The 16,055-nt window shown below is 73.4% G+C and carries 12 protein-coding genes and 1 pseudogene; 7 read left to right on the top strand and 6 right to left on the bottom strand.

Annotated elements, in window-relative coordinates:
* Window positions 1–1,323 (top strand): Rv2231c family pyridoxal phosphate-dependent protein CobC, encoded by a 1,323-nt coding sequence (gene cobC, locus AB0J86_RS13305; RefSeq protein ID WP_363856641.1) that lies wholly within the window; start codon window positions 1–3, stop codon window positions 1,321–1,323.
* A gap of 70 nt (window positions 1,324–1,393) precedes the next feature.
* Entirely contained in the window at window positions 1,394–2,698 is a 1,305-nt protein-coding gene (gene cobA, locus AB0J86_RS13300) for a uroporphyrinogen-III C-methyltransferase (protein ID WP_363856639.1), read from the top strand.
* Window positions 2,699–2,823: 125 nt separating this feature from the next.
* Here the strand turns inward: cobA and otsB are convergent, their stop codons facing one another.
* Window positions 2,824–5,427 (bottom strand): trehalose-phosphatase, encoded by a 2,604-nt coding sequence (otsB, locus tag AB0J86_RS13295; RefSeq protein WP_363856637.1) that lies wholly within the window; start codon window positions 5,425–5,427, stop codon window positions 2,824–2,826.
* On the bottom strand, window positions 5,424–6,824 hold the full coding sequence (locus tag AB0J86_RS13290) for a trehalose-6-phosphate synthase (RefSeq protein ID WP_363856635.1): 1,401 nt from the start codon (window positions 6,822–6,824) through the stop codon (window positions 5,424–5,426). The genes otsB and AB0J86_RS13290 overlap by 4 nt, the downstream gene beginning before the upstream one ends.
* 593 nt (window positions 6,825–7,417) lie before the next feature.
* On the opposite strand from AB0J86_RS13290, the gene ettA reads away from it, so the two are divergent.
* The 4 genes from ettA to AB0J86_RS13270 all read left to right on the top strand — a co-directional run bounded on the left by ettA (window position 7,418) and on the right by AB0J86_RS13270 (window position 11,093).
* Window positions 7,418–9,094 carry an energy-dependent translational throttle protein EttA gene (gene ettA / locus AB0J86_RS13285; protein ID WP_363856633.1) on the top strand — a complete coding sequence of 559 codons (1,677 nt, stop codon included), beginning with the start codon at window positions 7,418–7,420 and terminating at the stop codon, window positions 9,092–9,094.
* Window positions 9,095–9,100: 6 nt separating this feature from the next.
* Window positions 9,101–9,583, top strand: a complete 483-nt coding sequence (locus AB0J86_RS13280) for a thioesterase family protein (RefSeq protein WP_363856631.1) — start codon at window positions 9,101–9,103, stop codon at window positions 9,581–9,583.
* Window positions 9,580–10,377 (top strand): hypothetical protein, encoded by a 798-nt coding sequence (locus AB0J86_RS13275; RefSeq protein WP_363856629.1) that lies wholly within the window; start codon window positions 9,580–9,582, stop codon window positions 10,375–10,377. Before AB0J86_RS13280 ends, AB0J86_RS13275 begins: the two co-directional genes overlap by 4 nt.
* Before the next feature lie 131 nt (window positions 10,378–10,508).
* Window positions 10,509–11,093 carry a YbjN domain-containing protein gene (locus tag AB0J86_RS13270; RefSeq protein WP_363856627.1) on the top strand — a complete coding sequence of 195 codons (585 nt, stop codon included), beginning with the start codon at window positions 10,509–10,511 and terminating at the stop codon, window positions 11,091–11,093.
* Window positions 11,094–11,192: 99 nt separating this feature from the next.
* On the opposite strand, the gene AB0J86_RS13265 is transcribed toward AB0J86_RS13270, so the two are convergent.
* From AB0J86_RS13265 to AB0J86_RS13255, 3 genes are all read right to left on the bottom strand, one after another.
* On the bottom strand, window positions 11,193–11,651 hold the full coding sequence (locus tag AB0J86_RS13265) for a globin (RefSeq protein ID WP_363856625.1): 459 nt from the start codon (window positions 11,649–11,651) through the stop codon (window positions 11,193–11,195).
* A gap of 121 nt (window positions 11,652–11,772) precedes the next feature.
* Window positions 11,773–13,122: an MFS transporter gene (locus tag AB0J86_RS13260; protein ID WP_363856623.1), complete on the bottom strand. Its 1,350-nt coding sequence runs from the start codon at window positions 13,120–13,122 to the stop codon at window positions 11,773–11,775.
* 232 nt (window positions 13,123–13,354) lie between these two features.
* Window positions 13,355–14,416 (bottom strand): mechanosensitive ion channel family protein, encoded by a 1,062-nt coding sequence (locus AB0J86_RS13255; protein WP_363856621.1) that lies wholly within the window; start codon window positions 14,414–14,416, stop codon window positions 13,355–13,357.
* Between the two features lie 364 nt (window positions 14,417–14,780).
* Here AB0J86_RS13255 and AB0J86_RS13250 point away from each other — a divergent pair, with 364 nt between their 5' ends.
* Window positions 14,781–15,317, top strand: coding sequence for an HNH endonuclease (locus AB0J86_RS13250; protein WP_363856619.1), 537 nt, complete (start codon window positions 14,781–14,783; stop codon window positions 15,315–15,317).
* Between the two features lie 4 nt (window positions 15,318–15,321).
* Here AB0J86_RS13250 and AB0J86_RS13245 read toward each other — a convergent pair.
* Window positions 15,322–15,915: pseudogene (locus AB0J86_RS13245) on the bottom strand (class F sortase); the annotation flags it as partial.
* Between the last annotated feature and the right edge of the window lie 140 nt (window positions 15,916–16,055).

Raw genomic sequence — 16,055 nt, 5'->3', positions numbered from 1 at the left:
ATGCAGGGGGAGGAAGGCGCGACGCGGCCGGTGCCGGAGCTGAGCGATCCGGCGCCGCACGGCCCCGGCGACGCGACACCAAACGGCTCGCGCGGCCCGGCACCGGACGGCTCGTTAGACCTGGCGCCCGGCGGCTCGCGCGGCCCGGCACCGGACGGCTCGTTCGACCCGCCGTCGCCCGACGGCTCGCGGGCGGCGTCGCCCGACGGTCCGTTCGACCTGGCCCACCACGGAGACGCCGAGGTCGGGCCCGGCCTGGTCGACCTCGCGGTCAACGTACGCCGCGCGCCGATGCCCGCGTGGCTGCGCGAGCCGGTCGCCGCGGCCCTCGACGACCTGACCGGCTACCCCGACCCGGAGCCCGCCCGGGCCGCCGTCGCCGCCCGGCACGGCCGCCCCGGCGAGGAGGTGCTGCTCACCGCGGGCGCGGCGGAGGGGTTCGTGCTGCTCGCGCAGGCGTTGCGCGGGGCGCGCCGGCCGGTGGTGGTGCACCCGCAGTTCACCGAGCCCGAGGCCGCGCTGCGGGCCGCCGGCCACCGGGTCGAGCGGGTGCTGCTGCCCGAGTCGACCGGCTTCCGGCTGGACCCGGCCCTGGTACCGGCCGACGCGGACCTCGTCCTGCTCGGCAATCCGACCAACCCGACCTCCGTGCTGCACCCGGCCGAGACCATCGCCCGCCTCGCCCGCCCGGGTCGGGTGCTCGTCGTGGACGAGGCGTTCGCCGACACGAGCAGCCGGCCGGGGGACCAGGAGCGGGCGGCGGCCGGCGGACCCGCGCGGTTCGCGGGCGAGCCGACCCGGGGCCCGGGGCCGGCGGACGGGGAGCCCGAGTCGCTGGCCGCCCGCCGGGACCTGCCGGGGCTGGTCGTGGTCCGCAGCCTCACCAAGACCTGGGGGCTGGCCGGGCTGCGCGTCGGCTACCTGCTCGGCCCGGCCGACCTGCTCCGCCGGCTGGCGGCGGTACAGCCGCTCTGGGCGGTCTCCACCCCGGCCCTGGCCGCGGCCACCGCCTGCGCCACCCCCACCGCGGTCGCGGCCGAGCGGGAGATCGCCGTCCGGCTCGCCGCGGAGCGCGCCCACCTGGTCGCGCGCCTGCGCGAGCTGCCCGGCGTACGGGTGGCGGGCGCCCCGGCCAGCGCGTTCGTGCTGGTACGGATCGCCGGTGCGGCACGGGTCCGGCTCGCGTTGCGCGACCGCGGGTACGCGGTGCGGCGCGGTGACACGTTCCCCGGGCTGGACGGCGACTGGCTGCGGATCGCGGTACGCGACACCGCCACCACCGACGCGTTCGTGACCGTCCTCGCGGAGATCCTGGAGGCATGATGCGGGGTTCGACAGGGGTCGCGGAGACCCCGACAGGAGCGACGGAGCAAGCGGCGGGGGTGACGCGGCGGTGAGCGCCACGGCGGGTGGGAACGCGGGCGAGAACCTCTACCCGGTGGCGCTGCGGCTGGCGGGCCGGCGGGTGCTGGTGGTCGGCGGCGGGGCGGTGGCGACCCGGCGGGTGCCGGCCCTGCTGGACGCCGGTGCCCGGGTCGACGTGGTCGCGCCGGAGCTGACCCCGGCGTTGCGGGCCCAGGCGGACGCGGGGCGGGTGCGCTGGCTGGCGCGTCGGTTCCGCCCCACCGACCTCGACGGTGCCTGGTTCGTGCAGGTGGCGGTCGACGACCCGGAGGCGGCCGAGGCGGTGAGCGCGGCGGCGCTGGAGCGGCGGATCTTCTGCGTCCGCGCCGACGACCGGCACGCCGCCACCGCCTGGACCCCGGCGGTCACCCGGCACGGACCGGTGACCGTGGCGGCGCTCGGCGGCGGCGACCCGCACCTGGCGGTGGCCGTACGGGACGCGATCCGCGACCTGCTCGCCGCCGGTGCCCTGCCCGTGGCCGCCCCGGAACCGGCCTCCCGGGCCGGGGACCCGGCGGCCGGCGCGGGCGCGGTCGGCCGGGTGGCGCTGGTCGGCTCCGGCCCCGGCGACCCGGAACTGATCACGGTGAAGGGCCGGCGGCTGCTCGCCGAGGCGGACGTGGTGGTCGCCGACCGGCTGGTGCCCGGACTGCTCCTGGACGAGCTGCGCCCGGACGTCGAACTGGTCGACGCCTCGAAGATCCCGTACGGGCCCTCGCGGGCCCAGGAGGAGATCAACGAGATCCTGGTGGACCGGGCCCGGGCCGGCGCCTTCGTGGTGCGGCTCAAGGGCGGCGACCCGTACGTCTTCGGCCGGGGCGGCGAGGAGCTGCTGGCCTGCGCGGCGGCCGGCGTACCGGTGACCGTGGTCCCCGGCGTCACCAGCTCGATCGCCGCCCCGGCGGTCGCGGGCATCCCGGTGACCCACCGGGGGGTGGCGCACGAGTTCACGGTCGTCTCCGGCCACCTGCCGCCCGAGCACGCCGCCTCGCTGGTCGACTGGCCGGCGCTGGCCCGGCTGCGGGGCACGCTGGTGGTGTTGATGGGCCTGAAGAACCTGCCCGCGATCGCGGCGGCGCTGCTGCGGCACGGCCGGGCGCCGGAGACGCCGGCCGCGGTGGTGCAGGAGGGGACCACGGGCGGCCAGCGGGTGGTGCGTGCGGCGCTGGCCGGGATCGCCGAGGCCGCCCGGGAGGCCGGGCTGCGCCCGCCGGCGGTGCTGGTGGTCGGCGACGTGGTCTCGGTGCTGACGGGCGGGGAGGACGCCGCCCCCGGGGCGCGGCACGCCGGCTGACCGCGCCGCCGGCCGCACGGGCACGCGGGCCGCGCCAGCGCGTCAGCGGACGCACCGGGTGAGCGCGCCGACGGAACAGGGGTGGGGACGCCGGGTTTCCGGCGTCCCCACCCCTGTTGCGCGGGTCAGCCCTTGACCATGTTGTCCAGCAGCAGCGCGCAGCGGATCAGGCCGAGGTGGCTGTAGGCCTGCGGGTGGTTGCCCAGGCCCCGCTCGGACAGCGGGTCGTACTGCTCGGGCAGCAGCCCGGTCGGCCCGGCCGTGTCCAGCATCTGCTGGAACAGCTCCTCCGCGTCGCCGCGCCGGCCGGTACGCAGGTACGCCTCGATGAGCCAGGCGGTGCAGATGTGGAACCCGCCCTCCCGGCCCGGCAGCCCGTCGTCCCAGTGGTACCGGTAGACGACCGGCCCGCTGCGCAGGTCCGCCTCGATCCGCAGCACGGTGGCGAGGAAGCGCGGGTCGTCGTCGGGGAGCAGGCCGGAGAGCCCGATCCAGAGCGAGGACGCGTCCATCTCCTCGTCCCCGTACGCCACGCTGTAGGCGTTGACGTCGGGGTGCCAGCCGTACTCCAGCACGTTCTGGCCGATCCGGTCGCGCAGCTCGACCCAGTCGGGCCGGTCCTCGCCGCCGTGCTGGCGTACGACGTGCAGGGCCCGGTCCACCGTCATCCAGCACATAACCTTGGAGTAGACGTGGTGCCGGGGTGGCAGCCGCGCCTCCCAGAGCCCGTGGTCGGGCTCGTGCCAGCGCCGTCGGACCGCCTCGACCATCGAGTCGAGCACCCGCCACTCGGTCTCCCGTACCGAGCCGCGTAGGTCGGCCACGGCCGCGAGCAGGTCCGCGATGGGCCCGAAGACGTCGAGCTGGAGCTGGTGGTTGGCGAGGTTGCCGACGCGTACCGGGCGGGAGCCGGCGTAGCCGGGCAGCGTGTCGATGACCGCCTCGGCGCCGAGCTCGTAGCCGTCCACCGTGTAGAGCGGGTGCAGCCGCTCCGGGTGGCCGCCGGTGCGCTCCACGCAGCCGTCGACCCAGCGCAGGAACGCCTCCGCCTCGTCGATCGAGCCGAGGTCGACCAGCGCCCGCGCGGTCATCGCGGCGTCGCGCAGCCAGCAGTACCGGTAGTCCCAGTTGCGTACGCCGCCCAGCTCCTCCGGCAGCGACGTGGTCGCGGCGGCGAGGATCGAGCCGGTCGCCTCGTGGCAGAGGCCGCGCAGCGTCAGCGCGCTGCGCGCGACGAGGTCCCGGGCGGTGCTGGGCAGCCGGAGCTGGTTCACCCAGTCCCGCCAGGGCTGCTCGGCCCGGGCCTGCCGCTCGTGCACCGGCACCCGGTGGTGCGCCAGGCTGTGCGTGCCGAAGCGCAGCTCCAGGGTGAGCGAGCCGCCGCTGGCGCTCAGGTCCACCAGCGCCCGCGCGGTCTCGAAGCCGCCGTCCTCGACGACCTCCCACTCCACGCCGGGGGAGTAGAGGCTGACCGGCTCATTCGAGCCGAGCACCAGCAGCCCGTCGGCGAGCGGCTGCAGCTGCACCGCCACCTGCCCGAACTCGGGCCGGGGGGCGAACTCCAACCGGGCCCGACCGGAGCCGCTGAGCACCCGGACGAGGGTCGAGTCGCCGGAGATCACGGCGGCGGCGCCGGGTACGCCGTCGACGGACGGGCGGTCCAGCCAGTCGGTGACCGTCAGCCCCGACCAGCGGGTCTCCACCGTCATCGTGTTGGCGCGGTAACGCTGGCCGAGCGGCAGGCCGCCGCGCTCCGGCGCCACGCTGAAGTGCCCGGCCGGGCTGCCGCCGACCAGGTCCGCGAAGATCGCCGAGGAGTCGGGCTTCGGGTGGCAGAGCCAGGTCACCTTGGCCTCGGGCGTCAGCAGCGCGACGGTACGGCCGTTGGCGAGCATCGAGTGCCGCTCGATCGGTACCGCCCGCTCGCCGAAGAGCCAGTTCCGGCGTACCTCCAGCAGCAGGCCGAGGACGCGGGCCGCCTCCAGCGGCTCGTCGACCCGGTAGTCGGCCCGGGTCTCGCCCGGTCCGATCTTGATCCCGACGTCGGGGCCGTGCAGGTGCGCGAACGCGTTCTCGTCGGTGACGTCGTCGCCGATGAAGAGCACCGCGCTGGCCGACATCTGGGTACGCAGCTGGTCGAGGGCGATCCCCTTGTTGGTGGTGATCACCGACAGCTCGATGACCTCCTTGCCCCGGGTGACCGTGAGGTCGGACCAGGTGGCGGGGCCGTTCTGGACCGCCTCGACGACCTCCGCCGCGACCTGCGGGTCCGCGCCGCGGGTGTGCACCGCGATGCTGGCCGGCTTGCTCTCCAGGCGTACCCGGGGCCGGTCGGCGACGATGCGCCGCAGCTCGTTGCGGAGCCGGGTCCGCAGCTCGACCTGCTCGGGCGAGAGCCGCTCGACGAAGCCGATGTCGAACTCGGACCCGTGGCTGCCGACCAGGTGGACCTCGCTGGGCAGCCGGGAGAGGGTGGCCAGGTCCCGCAGCGCGCGCCCGGAGACGACGGCGACGGTGGTCTGGGGCAGGGCGGCCAGGGCGCGTACCGCGGCGACCGACTCCGGCAGCGGTACCGCCTTCGTCGGGTCCTCCACGATCGGCGCCAGCGTGCCGTCGTAGTCGCAGGCCACCAGGAGCTGCGGCGAGCGGGCGATCCGGCCGATGGCCGCGCGTAGTTGGGGGTCGATGACGTCCGGGCGCGGGGCTCCGTCGATGACGGATGTCTTCACGCGGCCTCCGCCTCGGGGACGCCCAGCTCCTTGAGGAAGGAGCGGGCCCAGTGCTCCACGTCGTGGGTGCGCAGGTGGCGCTGCATGATTCGCATGCGGCGCCGGGCCTCGGCCCGGTCGACGTGTACCGCGCGCAGCAGCGCGTCCTTCACCCCGTCGGGGTCGTGCGGGTTACAGAGGAATGCCTGGCGCAGCTCGGTGGCGGCGCCGGCAAACTCACTGAGCACGAGCGCGCCGCCAGTGTCGGCGCGCGATGCAACGTACTCCTTGGCCACCAGATTCATTCCGTCTCGCAGCGGGGTCACCATCATGACGTCGGCCGCGCAGTAGAGCGCGGCGAGTTCACTGCGACTGTACGACTGGTGGAGATAATGCACCGCAGGCACGCCCACTCTGCCGAATTCGCCATTAATCCGACCAACTTCGCGTTCGACCTTGACTCGAAGTGCCTGGTAGTGCTCGACCCGTTCGCGGCTAGGTGTGGCGACTTGCACCATAACGGCGTCGGGAACTGTCAACTTTCCGTCAGCCAACAGTTCGCGGAACGCCTTGAGGCGCAGTTCGATGCCCTTGGTGTAGTCGAGCCGGTCGACGCCCAGGATGATCGTCTTCGGATCGCCCAGCTCAGCGCGGATCTGCTTGGCGCGGGCCTGCACCGCCGGGTCGGCGGCCATCCGCTCCATCTCCGCCACGTCGATCGAGATGGGGAAGGCGCCGGCCTTGACCTGACGGCCGTCGACCTGGATCATCTGGCCCTCGTACCGCAGCCCGAGCAGGTGACGGGCGAGCCGGACGAAGTTCTGCGCGGCCAGCCGCTGCTGGAAACCGACCAGGTCGGCGCCGAGCAGGCCGCGGAGCACCTCGGCCCGCAGCGGCATCTGCATGAACAGCTCGATCGGCGGGAACGGGATGTGCAGGAAGAAACCGATGCGCAGGTCGGGACGGAGTTCGCGCAGCATCGCCGGTACCAGCTGGAGCTGGTAGTCCTGCACCCAGACGGTGGCGCCCTCGGCGGCCACCTCGGCCGCCGCCTCCGCGAACCGGGCGTTGACCAACCGGTACGCCTCGCGCCAGCGGCGCTTGTACGCCGGCGTCTCGACCGCGTCGTGGTAGAGCGGCCAGATCGTGGCGTTGGACTGCCCCTCGTAGTAGCGCTCCAGCTCCTCGGCGCTCAGCGGTACCGGGTGCAGCCCGATCCCGTCGAGGTTGAACGGCTCCGGAGCGGCCCCCACCCCGCCGGCCCAGCCGACCCAGGTGCCCTCGTGCGCCACCAGTACCGGGTGCAGGGCGGTGACGAGACCACCGGGACTTCGCCGCCACTGGCGTCCCTCCGGCGTCGTCACCTCGTCCACCGGCAGGCGATTCGCCACGACCACGAACGAACTCCGTACCGTCACGTGCGTTACACCTCCGGTGGTCCGACTTCACCGCTGAGCGTACTGTGCGTAAGTGCGGTCTCCGCGCCCCAGTGCGCTCTGTCCCGAACGACCGACCGCGCCCGCCCGTACCGCGGCTCCGGCGACGACGCCGGACCCGGCCCGGCCACGGCCGGGACGAAGACCAGGTCAGGGCCGCGGGGGCGACCGACGGACGGCCGGTCACCGCCTCAATGCCCCTTTTCCCCGACCGGCCAAACCCCTTCGTGATCTTGCCAACATCGACCGCCGTGACCGGCCTGGGAACCCCGTCGCGGACGCCGGAAGCCCCGTCGAGGACGCCCCGGAACCCCGTCGCGGGCGCCCGGCAGCCCCCGTCGGCGGCGGCGGCGCGGATCCGTGGTACCGCGCCCGGCGGGGTGATGTGGGCGGACGGGTCGGTACCTGTCAGGATTGACGACGGCGTTCGCAGAACAAACCGCTTGCTCGCGACCGCGAGGCTCGCAGGCTCGCCCCCGGCGCTCGCGGCACTCCATCCGCCGCGATCCGGAAGGCCGGTCCGCCGTCCTCCTCGTGCTCGCCGGCTCCCACACATTCTGGAGGTAGGCCGCACCGTGGCCCAGTACATCTACGTCTTGGAGAAGGCGCGCAAGGCGCACGGCGACAAGGTCGTGCTCGACAACGTGACGCTGAGCTTCCTGCCGGGCGCCAAGATCGGTGTGGTCGGCCCGAACGGCGCCGGTAAGTCGAGCCTGCTCAAGATCATGGCGGGGCTGGACCGGCCCAGCAACGGCGAGGCCCGGCTGATGCCCGGCTTCACCGTCGGCCTGCTCGCCCAGGAGCCGCCGCTCAACGACGCGAAGACCGTCCTCGGCAACATCGAGGAGGCGGTCGCGGAGACCAAGGCCAAGCTGGAGCGGTTCAACAAGGTCGCCGAGCAGATGGCCACCGACTACTCCGACGAGCTGATGGAGGAGATGGGCCGGCTCCAGGAGGAGCTCGACCACGCCGACGCGTGGGACATCGACTCGAAGCTCGAACTGGCGATGGACGCCCTGCGCTGCCCGCCGCCGGACGCCGACGTCACCCAGCTCTCCGGCGGCGAGCGGCGCCGGGTGGCGCTCTGCAAGCTGCTGCTGGAGGCGCCCGACCTGCTGCTGCTGGACGAGCCGACCAACCACCTCGACGCCGAGAGCGTCCAGTGGCTGGAGCAGCACCTGGCCAAGTACGCGGGCACCGTCATCGCCATCACCCACGACCGCTACTTCCTGGACAACGTGGCCGGCTGGATCCTGGAACTGGACCGGGGCCGGGCCGTGGGCTACGAGGGCAACTACTCCACCTACCTGGAGAAGAAGGCGGCGCGGCTCGCGGTGGAGGGACGCCGCGACGCGAAGCTGAAGAAGCGTCTCACCGAGGAACTCGACTGGGTCCGCTCCAACGCCAAGGCCCGGCAGACCAAGTCCAAGGCCCGGCTGGACCGGTACGAGGAGATGGCCAGCGAGGCCGAGAAGACCCGCAAGCTGGACTTCGAGGAGATCCAGATCCCGCCGGGTCCGCGCCTGGGCAGCCAGGTGATCGAGGTGAACGGCCTGACCAAGGGGTTCGGCGACCGCATCCTCATCGACAACCTGAGCTTCTCGCTGCCGCGCAACGGCATCGTCGGCATCATCGGGCCGAACGGCGTCGGCAAGACCACCCTCTTCAAGACCATCGTGGGGCTGGAGCAGCCGACCGGCGGCGAGGTCCGCGTCGGTCCGACCGTCGAGCTGTCGTACGTCGACCAGAACCGGTCCGGGCTGGCCGGGGACAAGACGGTCTGGGAGGTCGTCTCCGACGGGCTCGACCACCTGATGGTGGGCAAGGTCGAGATGCCGTCGCGGGCGTACGTCGCCGCCTTCGGCTTCAAGGGGCCGGACCAGCAGAAGCCGACCAAGGTCCTCTCCGGTGGTGAGCGCAACCGGCTGAACCTCGCGCTGACCCTGAAGATCGGCGGCAACGTGATCCTGCTCGACGAGCCGACCAACGACCTGGACGTGGAGACGCTCTCGTCGCTGGAGAACGCGCTGCTGGACTTCCCCGGCTGCGCCGTGGTGATCTCCCACGACCGGATGTTCCTGGACCGGGTGGCGACGCACATCCTGGCCTGGGAGGGTACGGCCGAGAACCCGGCCCGGTGGTTCTGGTTCGAGGGCAACTTCGAGGCGTACGAGAAGAACAAGATCGACCGGCTCGGCGCCGAGGCCGCCCGCCCGCACCGGGTGACCTACCGCAAGCTGACCCGCGACTAGGCGCCCGTGACCAGCTCGGAGACCGCCGCCGCGCCGGCGGCGGTCCGCTACACCTACCACTGCACGCTGCGCTGGTCCGACCTCGACGCGTTCGGCCACGTGAACAACGCCCGCTTCCTCACCCTGTACGAGGAGGCGCGGGTGGCGCTGATGTTCACGGCGGCGCGGGCGCGGGGGCTGACCTCCTTCGCCGAGGGGGTGGTCATCGCCCGGCACGAGGTCGACTACCTGCGGCCGGTCGACTACGCCCTCGGCGGGGACGGCGGCGACGCGGCCCCCACGGTCCGGATCGAGATGTGGGTGGAGGAGCTCAGGGCGTCCCGCTTCACCCTCGGCTACGAGCTTTTCGACGCCGGCGCGCTGGCCAGCCGGGCCCGCTCGGTGCTGGTCCCGTTCGACCTGCGCCGGCAGGCGCCCCGCCGGCTGACCGAGCAGGAGCGCGAGTTCCTGCGGCCGTACGCCGCGCCGCAGGCCGGTGAGCGGGCGTGACCGCGCCGCGCCAGCCCGGCGGCCCGGTCGGGGCGGAGGCCGGTCACGGCCTGACCGGCGTACCGGACGCCGGAGCCTTCCTGGCCCGGTTGACCCGGCTCGACCCGGCGACGCTGGTGCGGCTGCGCTCCGTGGCGGGACCGGAGACCACCGGGCCGGAGGACTCCGGGCAGGAGCCCATTGCGCGGGAGGCCACCGGACCGGAGAGCGCTGGACCGGAGGATGCGGGGCGTACCGCCCTCTGGGCGCGGCTGCCCTGGGGGGTGCTCGTCTGCCGTACGGTCGCCGGGGCCGGGCCGGGTGACGCCACCGTCGCCGCCGCGGAACTCCTCGCCGAGCTGGGCCGCGCCGGGAAGCGGCTGCCCGGCCGGCGGGACGCGCAGTGGCGCTGGCCGCTGCCCTCCTCGACCGGGCGGCTGGTCGAGACGGTGGCCGGCGCGGACCTGCGCCGCATCGCCGCCGCGGCGGCCGGCACCCTGCGTACCGCCGCGACCGAGGGGGTGGCCGGCCGGGCGGTCGGGCAGCGGGTGCTCCGCGACGCCCTGCTCGACCACGTGGCGATGGTGGTGACCGATCAACCCGCCGGGGCCGCGCGGATCGAGGTGTCGCAGCGGCTGGTCCAGGCCGTGGTACGGATGGGCTTCCTCGGCCCGGCGGAGACCGCGACGGACGACCGGGTGCACGTACGGCTCGCCGGGCGCTGGGTGGGACTCTCCGCACCATTCGGAGCCGCCTGGTCGCTGAAGGTTAGCGAGATGCGGCTGACTCCCGTTGGAGATCGTCCGAACGTATGAGCTGGTATGGTCCGTCTGGGTCGGGGCGGGCGTTGGGGGGATGCTTCACGCCGGCTGTCCGGGTACCGTCCATCCTCGGATCCCACGCACCGTAGGCGTGTGGATCCGCTGGGGAGTGAGGTGCGCGAGCGATGCCGTGGTGGTCATGGCGTCCCGGTCCCGCCGGCGGCGGTGATTCGGAGACCCGAAGCAGGAGTTCGGCGGACGGTGCGGTCCGGGTCGGTCCGCCCGCGCCCCGGGAGCCGGACCACGACTCGATATCGGCGGATCTGACCACCATCAAGGAGATGCCGGTCGAGGTCGCGCCGGTCACCCTCCGGCGCGTCAGCAACGCGCTCGACCTGCTCGACGTCCGCTACCTCGCCGACGGTGACGGCAGCCTGCTGGCCATGTGGGAGCGGCACGCGGTGCTGTTCACCCTGGAGGGGCCGGAGGACGAGATTCTGGTGATGCGGGCCCGCCCGCACGCCACGGTGCCGCCGGACTGGGCCGACCGCGCCTACCGAGTGGTCAACGAGTGGAACCACACCCGGCGCTTCTGCAAGGCGTACGTGGGCGACCCGACCGAGCGCGGCCAGTTGCCGATCTACGCCGAACTCCAGGTGCCGCTCAGCGCCGGCGCGCACGACGCGCTGCTGGTCGAGATGCTCGACTGCGGCGCCGCGGTGGCCACCACGTTCGTCGACTGGCTGCACGACGAGGGCGCGCTGCTCTAGGGCCGTTCTGCTCCAGGACGGGTCACCCTGCGCCGCTGGGACGGCCCTGCCGGTGCCCGACCGGGTCCGGGGCGCGTACCGCGCGGCCCCGCTCGCGGGCTACCGCGTCGCCTCGTCCGCCGGGTCGAGAGTGTTGACCATGAAGTACGCCGCCCGCTCCAGGTAGTCCCAGAGCGTCTGGGCCTGCTCCTGCGGCAGGTCGAGGCTGTCGACGGCGCGGCGCATGTGCAGCAGCCACGCGTCCCGCTCGGCCGGCCCGACCCGGAACGGCGCGTGGCGCATCCGCAGCCGCGGGTGGCCCCGCTGGGCGGAGTAGGTGTTCGGGCCGCCCCAGTACTGCATCAGGAAGAGCGTGAGCCGCTCGGCGGCGGGTCCGAGGTCGGCCTCAGGATACATCGGCCGCAGCAGGGGATCGTTCGCCACACCCGCGTAGAACTCGTCGACGAGCTTGCGGAAGGCGGGCTCGCCCCCGATCGCCTCGAAGAAGGTCTCCGACGCCTGTCCGCGCTCGCCTGCAGGATTCACCGTTCCATCCTGCCAGGTGTGCCGGAAAGCCATCGGTACGCCACCGGCGCCCGCACTGCGTCCTGCCTCACACCGCCCGGACGGCGTCCTGCCCCACACCGCGCTGCCGTGCGGCCGACGGGGGCCGTCGGCGGCCGGTCGCCAGAGCGGATCGTCAGCGGTTGGCGGCGGCGGGACCGCCGGGCCGGCGGACCGGCGGTACCACCGGGCCGGGCGGCGCCTCGGCCGGGCGGCTCTGCTGGGCCTCGGCGATCGCCGCGTTGAAGCGCGCGGGGCTCGGCCAGTTGGCGGCGGCCACCAGCATCAGCAGCACCCCGGCCACGCTCCACAGGCCCACGACCGTGGGAATGTCGTACCGGTCCGCGAGCAGGCCGGTCAGCAGTACGGCCGCGCCCTGCGAGACCTGGGTGCCGGTGGCCATCACCCCGAACGCGCGGGCCCGGAAGCCGTGCGGCAACGCCTGCACGAAGAGCCCGTTGGCGACCGGCATCATGCCCGCCACCGCGAAACCCGAGACCGTCGCCAGCGCGGCCACCACCGCGGTCGGCGGATCCACCAGCGCCGGTATCAGGGCCAGCGGCGCCACCACCGCGAAGGGGCGGATGAGCCGCTGCCGCCCCTCGGGTGGGACGGCCCGGCTGATCAACAGGCTGCCCAGGATGAAGCCGATCGGGTTGGCGATCATGATCAACGCTTGGGCGAGCCGCTCGTTCTGCCCGCCCTGCTCGGCGGCCCAGGCGGCGGCGAGGCCCTCCGGGACGATGGCGAAGAGCATCGCGGAGAAGACCAGCACGGCGATGGCGCGCAGCACCGGGGTACCGAAGACGATCTGGAAGCCCTCGGCGGTCTCCCGGAGCAGGTAGCTGCGGTGGTGCTCGGTCATCGCCGAGGGGCGCAGCCGGACGCCGAACTGGATGATGAGGGCGGAGGCGAGGAAGGTCAGCGAGTCGATCAGCATCGCCACGTGCGGATCGATCGCCGCGATGCCGGCGCCGGCCAGGTAGCCGCCGATCTGCGCGGCCTGACCCGTGCTGAGGCTCAGCGAGAGTCCCAGGACGAGCCGGTCGCCACGGAGGATCAGCGGCATGGTGGCGGAGCGGGCGGCCTGGCTCGGCGAGTTGGCCAGCGTGGTGACGAAGAGCAGGACCAGGATCAGCGGCACCGGCAGGCCGGGGATCGCCACCACCCCGATGAGCACCATCCGTACCAGGTCGCAGGTCACCATGACCCGGCGGTACGGGTAGCGCTCGGCGAGCGTCGCCAGCAGCGGCCCGCCGATCAGCCACGGCAGGTAGCTGACCGCGAAGGCCGCCGCCGACAGCGCGACCGACCTGCTCTCCTGGTAGACCAGCACCGTCACGGCGGCCTTGGCCATGTAGTCGCCGATCCAGGAGAGGCAGCTCGCGACGAAGACCGCCCGGTACTCCGACTCGGCGAACACCTCACGGAATGTGGCGGGCCTGTCGGGGGCGTGTCGCTCGTCGGACACCGGATGAGCCTCCATCGTTCTCGGCGCCGACCACTCGGGATGGGGCAGCCGGGAACCGTCGTCAGATGTACGGGTCGGCGATGACTTCGTCACGCTCCGGGTTTAGCTTGTCCCGGATTCTGCCCGATCGTCTGACGTCTGGCTAGTGCGAACGGCTAGGCGGTCGTATCCCCGACTGAACGAACGGACGATACCTGAGCGTACGCAAGGTGCGCGACCCCTGACGGCCGGCGCTCCCGGCCGATGATCAGGTCGGTCCGCCCTGGCCGGTCTCCGACTCCGCCTCGGGCGGGGCGGCCGGTCGCGGGTAGAGCCGGGTGGCGGCCAGTCGGGCCGTGATGCCCGAGTTCTCCAGCGCCTCGGCCAGTCGCCGGCGCAGCTCCCGACCCACCGCGAACTGCCCGTCCGCGGTGGTCTTCGCGACGGTACGGATCACCGGTCCGTCCATCGTGATCTGCTCGACGCCGAGCACCTCCGGCGGTTCGACGATCTCGGGGGCCAGCTCCGGGTCCACCGCCACCGACTCGGCGGCGGTACGCAGCACCGCCGTCGCCTCCTCCGTACCGCCGAAGCCGATCGGCAGGTCGACCACGACCATGGCCCAGCCCTGGCTCTTGTTGCCGACCCGGATGATCTCGCCGTTGCGGATGTACCAGAGCACCCCGCGGCCGTCCCGGATCGTGGTGATCCGCAGGCCGACCGCCTCGACCACGCCGGTCGCCTCGCCGAGGTCGACCGTGTCGCCGACGCCGTACTGGTCCTCCAGCAGCATGAACAGGCCGGCGAGGAGGTCCTTGACCAGGGTCTGCGCGCCGAAGCCGAGGGCCAGACCGGCGATGCCCGCGCTGGCGAGCAGCGGCGCCAGGTCGAAGTTGAACTCGCGGAGGACCATCAGCGCGGCGATGGAGAAGACGAACGCGGTGACCAGGCTGCGCAGCACCGACCCGATCGCCTCGGCCCGCTGCCGCCGGCGCTCGGGGAAGACCGCGGCCGGATCCGGGGCGGCGGTCGGGACGCGCTCCCGCAGCGGCTTCAGGATCGTCGGTACGGTGCTCTCGGCCGTGGTGCGGACGAGCCGGTGGATCGCGCGGTGCACGGCCCACCGCACCAGTACCGCGACGAGCAGGATCATCAGGACCCGGAACGGCTTGACCAGGATCCAGTAGCTGCCCTCGGCGAACCACTCCGAGTTGGTCCACTTCAGGACCTGCTTGCAGAGGATGTCCGTGTCGCAGCTCGGGCCCGGGCCGGGGGTGACGGCCTCCGTCGGGCTCGGCGTGGGAAGGGCGGCCAGGCTGGCGAGATTCACGGCTGCTTTCGTACCGCATCGACGGCGACGCGCCCATACCGACCCGCCGGAGCGTGACAGACGCCGCCACGCAACGTCGCGGCGCCCGGGTCCGTCTCCCCGCCGTCCGGGCCGGCCGTGCCGTCGTCGGGGCCGACGACGGCCGCCGCCCAACCGGACGGAACCGGTCATCTTGCCACACGACACGAAAGCTTCATGAGGGACCCCGGATTAGTACGTGCAATCGCGGCACCTATCGGGGACTATTGGCGCACGGGCGCCGGTGATCTGCCGGCGTCGGCCGCGGTTCGGTTGACGCTGCGCGGCGGCCGGCACGAGGCAGATGACAGGGAGTGGCCGAGACCCGACAGAGAGGGTGAGTTCGATGCCTGACATACGACCCACGGTGGGCTCCGGCGCGTTGGTCCTCAATGCCACGTACGAGCCGCTGTGTGTCGTGTCGGTGCGTCGAGCCGCGATCCTCGTGCTCTCCGCCAAGGCGGTCTGTGTCGCGGACGGGGACGGGATCCTGCACAGCGCCCGCAATGCTCTCCCCGTCCCGTCTGTCGTGCGGTTAACCCGATTTGTCCGGGTACCGTACCGCACGCACGTCGGGCTCTCCCGGCGTGCGATCTTTGCCCGGGACGGCTGGCGCTGCGCCTACTGCCGGGGCCCGGCCGAGACCATCGACCACGTCTTCCCGCGCAGCCGGGGCGGCCGGCACGCCTGGGAGAACGTGGTCGCCGCCTGCGCGAAGTGCAACCACACCAAGGGCGACAAGACCCCGGCCGAGCTGGGGTGGCGGCTGCACGCGCTGCCCACCGCCCCGAAGGGAACGGCGTGGCGGGTGCTCGGGCACCGGGCCCCCGACCCGCGCTGGGCCGACTGGCTGGACCTGCGCGAGCCCGAGGCGGCGGCCTGACCGGTCACCGCGTCTTCACCAGCGACGCGAAGACCACCACGTTGTCGGCGTAGCCGGTGTGACCGCCGACCCAGCGACCGCCGCAGGTGATCAGGCGCAGGTTGGGGCGGCTGAAGTCGCCGTACACCTGGTCGACCGGGATCTGCTCCTTGTCGAACCGGCGCAGCGAGTCCACCTGGAAGACCGCGACCGATCCGTCCTCCCGGTTGACCTCGATCCGCTCGCCCCTGCGCAGCCGGCTCAGCTCGTGGAAGACGGCCGGTCCGGTCCGGGTGTCGACGTGCCCCACGATCACCGCCGGTCCGTCCTGCCCCGGGGTCGGGCTCTGGTCGTACCAGCCGGCCTCGTCGGGCCGCTCGGGCGGCGGTACGGCGATGGTGCCGTCCGGCGCGATGCCCACGTTGTTGACGGGCGCGTCCAGGCGGATCGCCGGAATCACGATCGAGGTGGGACGGCTGGCCGGCAGCGCCAACTCCTCGCGGGGCGGGGGCCGGAAGCCGACGGTCATCCCGGCGGGCAGCAGGCTCACGCCGGTGATCTGCTGGTACCCGAGGGCGGTCGCGATGACGAGCAGCAGCGCGAGGATCACCACGATCGGCGCCGGCAGGCGCTGACCCCGGTCGGGGACGCGCCGGTGGACCCGCCGCGGCGCGGGTACGACCGAACTCGCGGCGCGCGGGCGCGCCGCCGTCCGGTCCGCGCCGGTCGCCGGCCGGTTCGTGCCGTCCGCGCTGGCCG

Source organism: Micromonospora sp. NPDC049559 (assembly GCF_040676675.1).
GTDB lineage: Bacteria > Actinomycetota > Actinomycetes > Mycobacteriales > Micromonosporaceae > JBFAPK01.
This window is presented reverse-complemented; position numbering and strand designations above follow the sequence as displayed.

Coding starts and splice junctions, on each gene's coding strand:
- AB0J86_RS13250 (WP_363856619.1), top strand. CDS start 14,781: ATGCCTGACATACGACCCACGGTGGGCTCCGGCGCGTTGGTCCTCAAT.
- AB0J86_RS13270 (WP_363856627.1), top strand. CDS start 10,509: ATGCCGTGGTGGTCATGGCGTCCCGGTCCCGCCGGCGGCGGTGATTCG.
- AB0J86_RS13265 (WP_363856625.1), bottom strand. CDS start 11,651: ATGGCTTTCCGGCACACCTGGCAGGATGGAACGGTGAATCCTGCAGGC.
- cobC (WP_363856641.1), top strand. CDS start 1: ATGCAGGGGGAGGAAGGCGCGACGCGGCCGGTGCCGGAGCTGAGCGAT.
- AB0J86_RS13260 (WP_363856623.1), bottom strand. CDS start 13,122: ATGGAGGCTCATCCGGTGTCCGACGAGCGACACGCCCCCGACAGGCCC.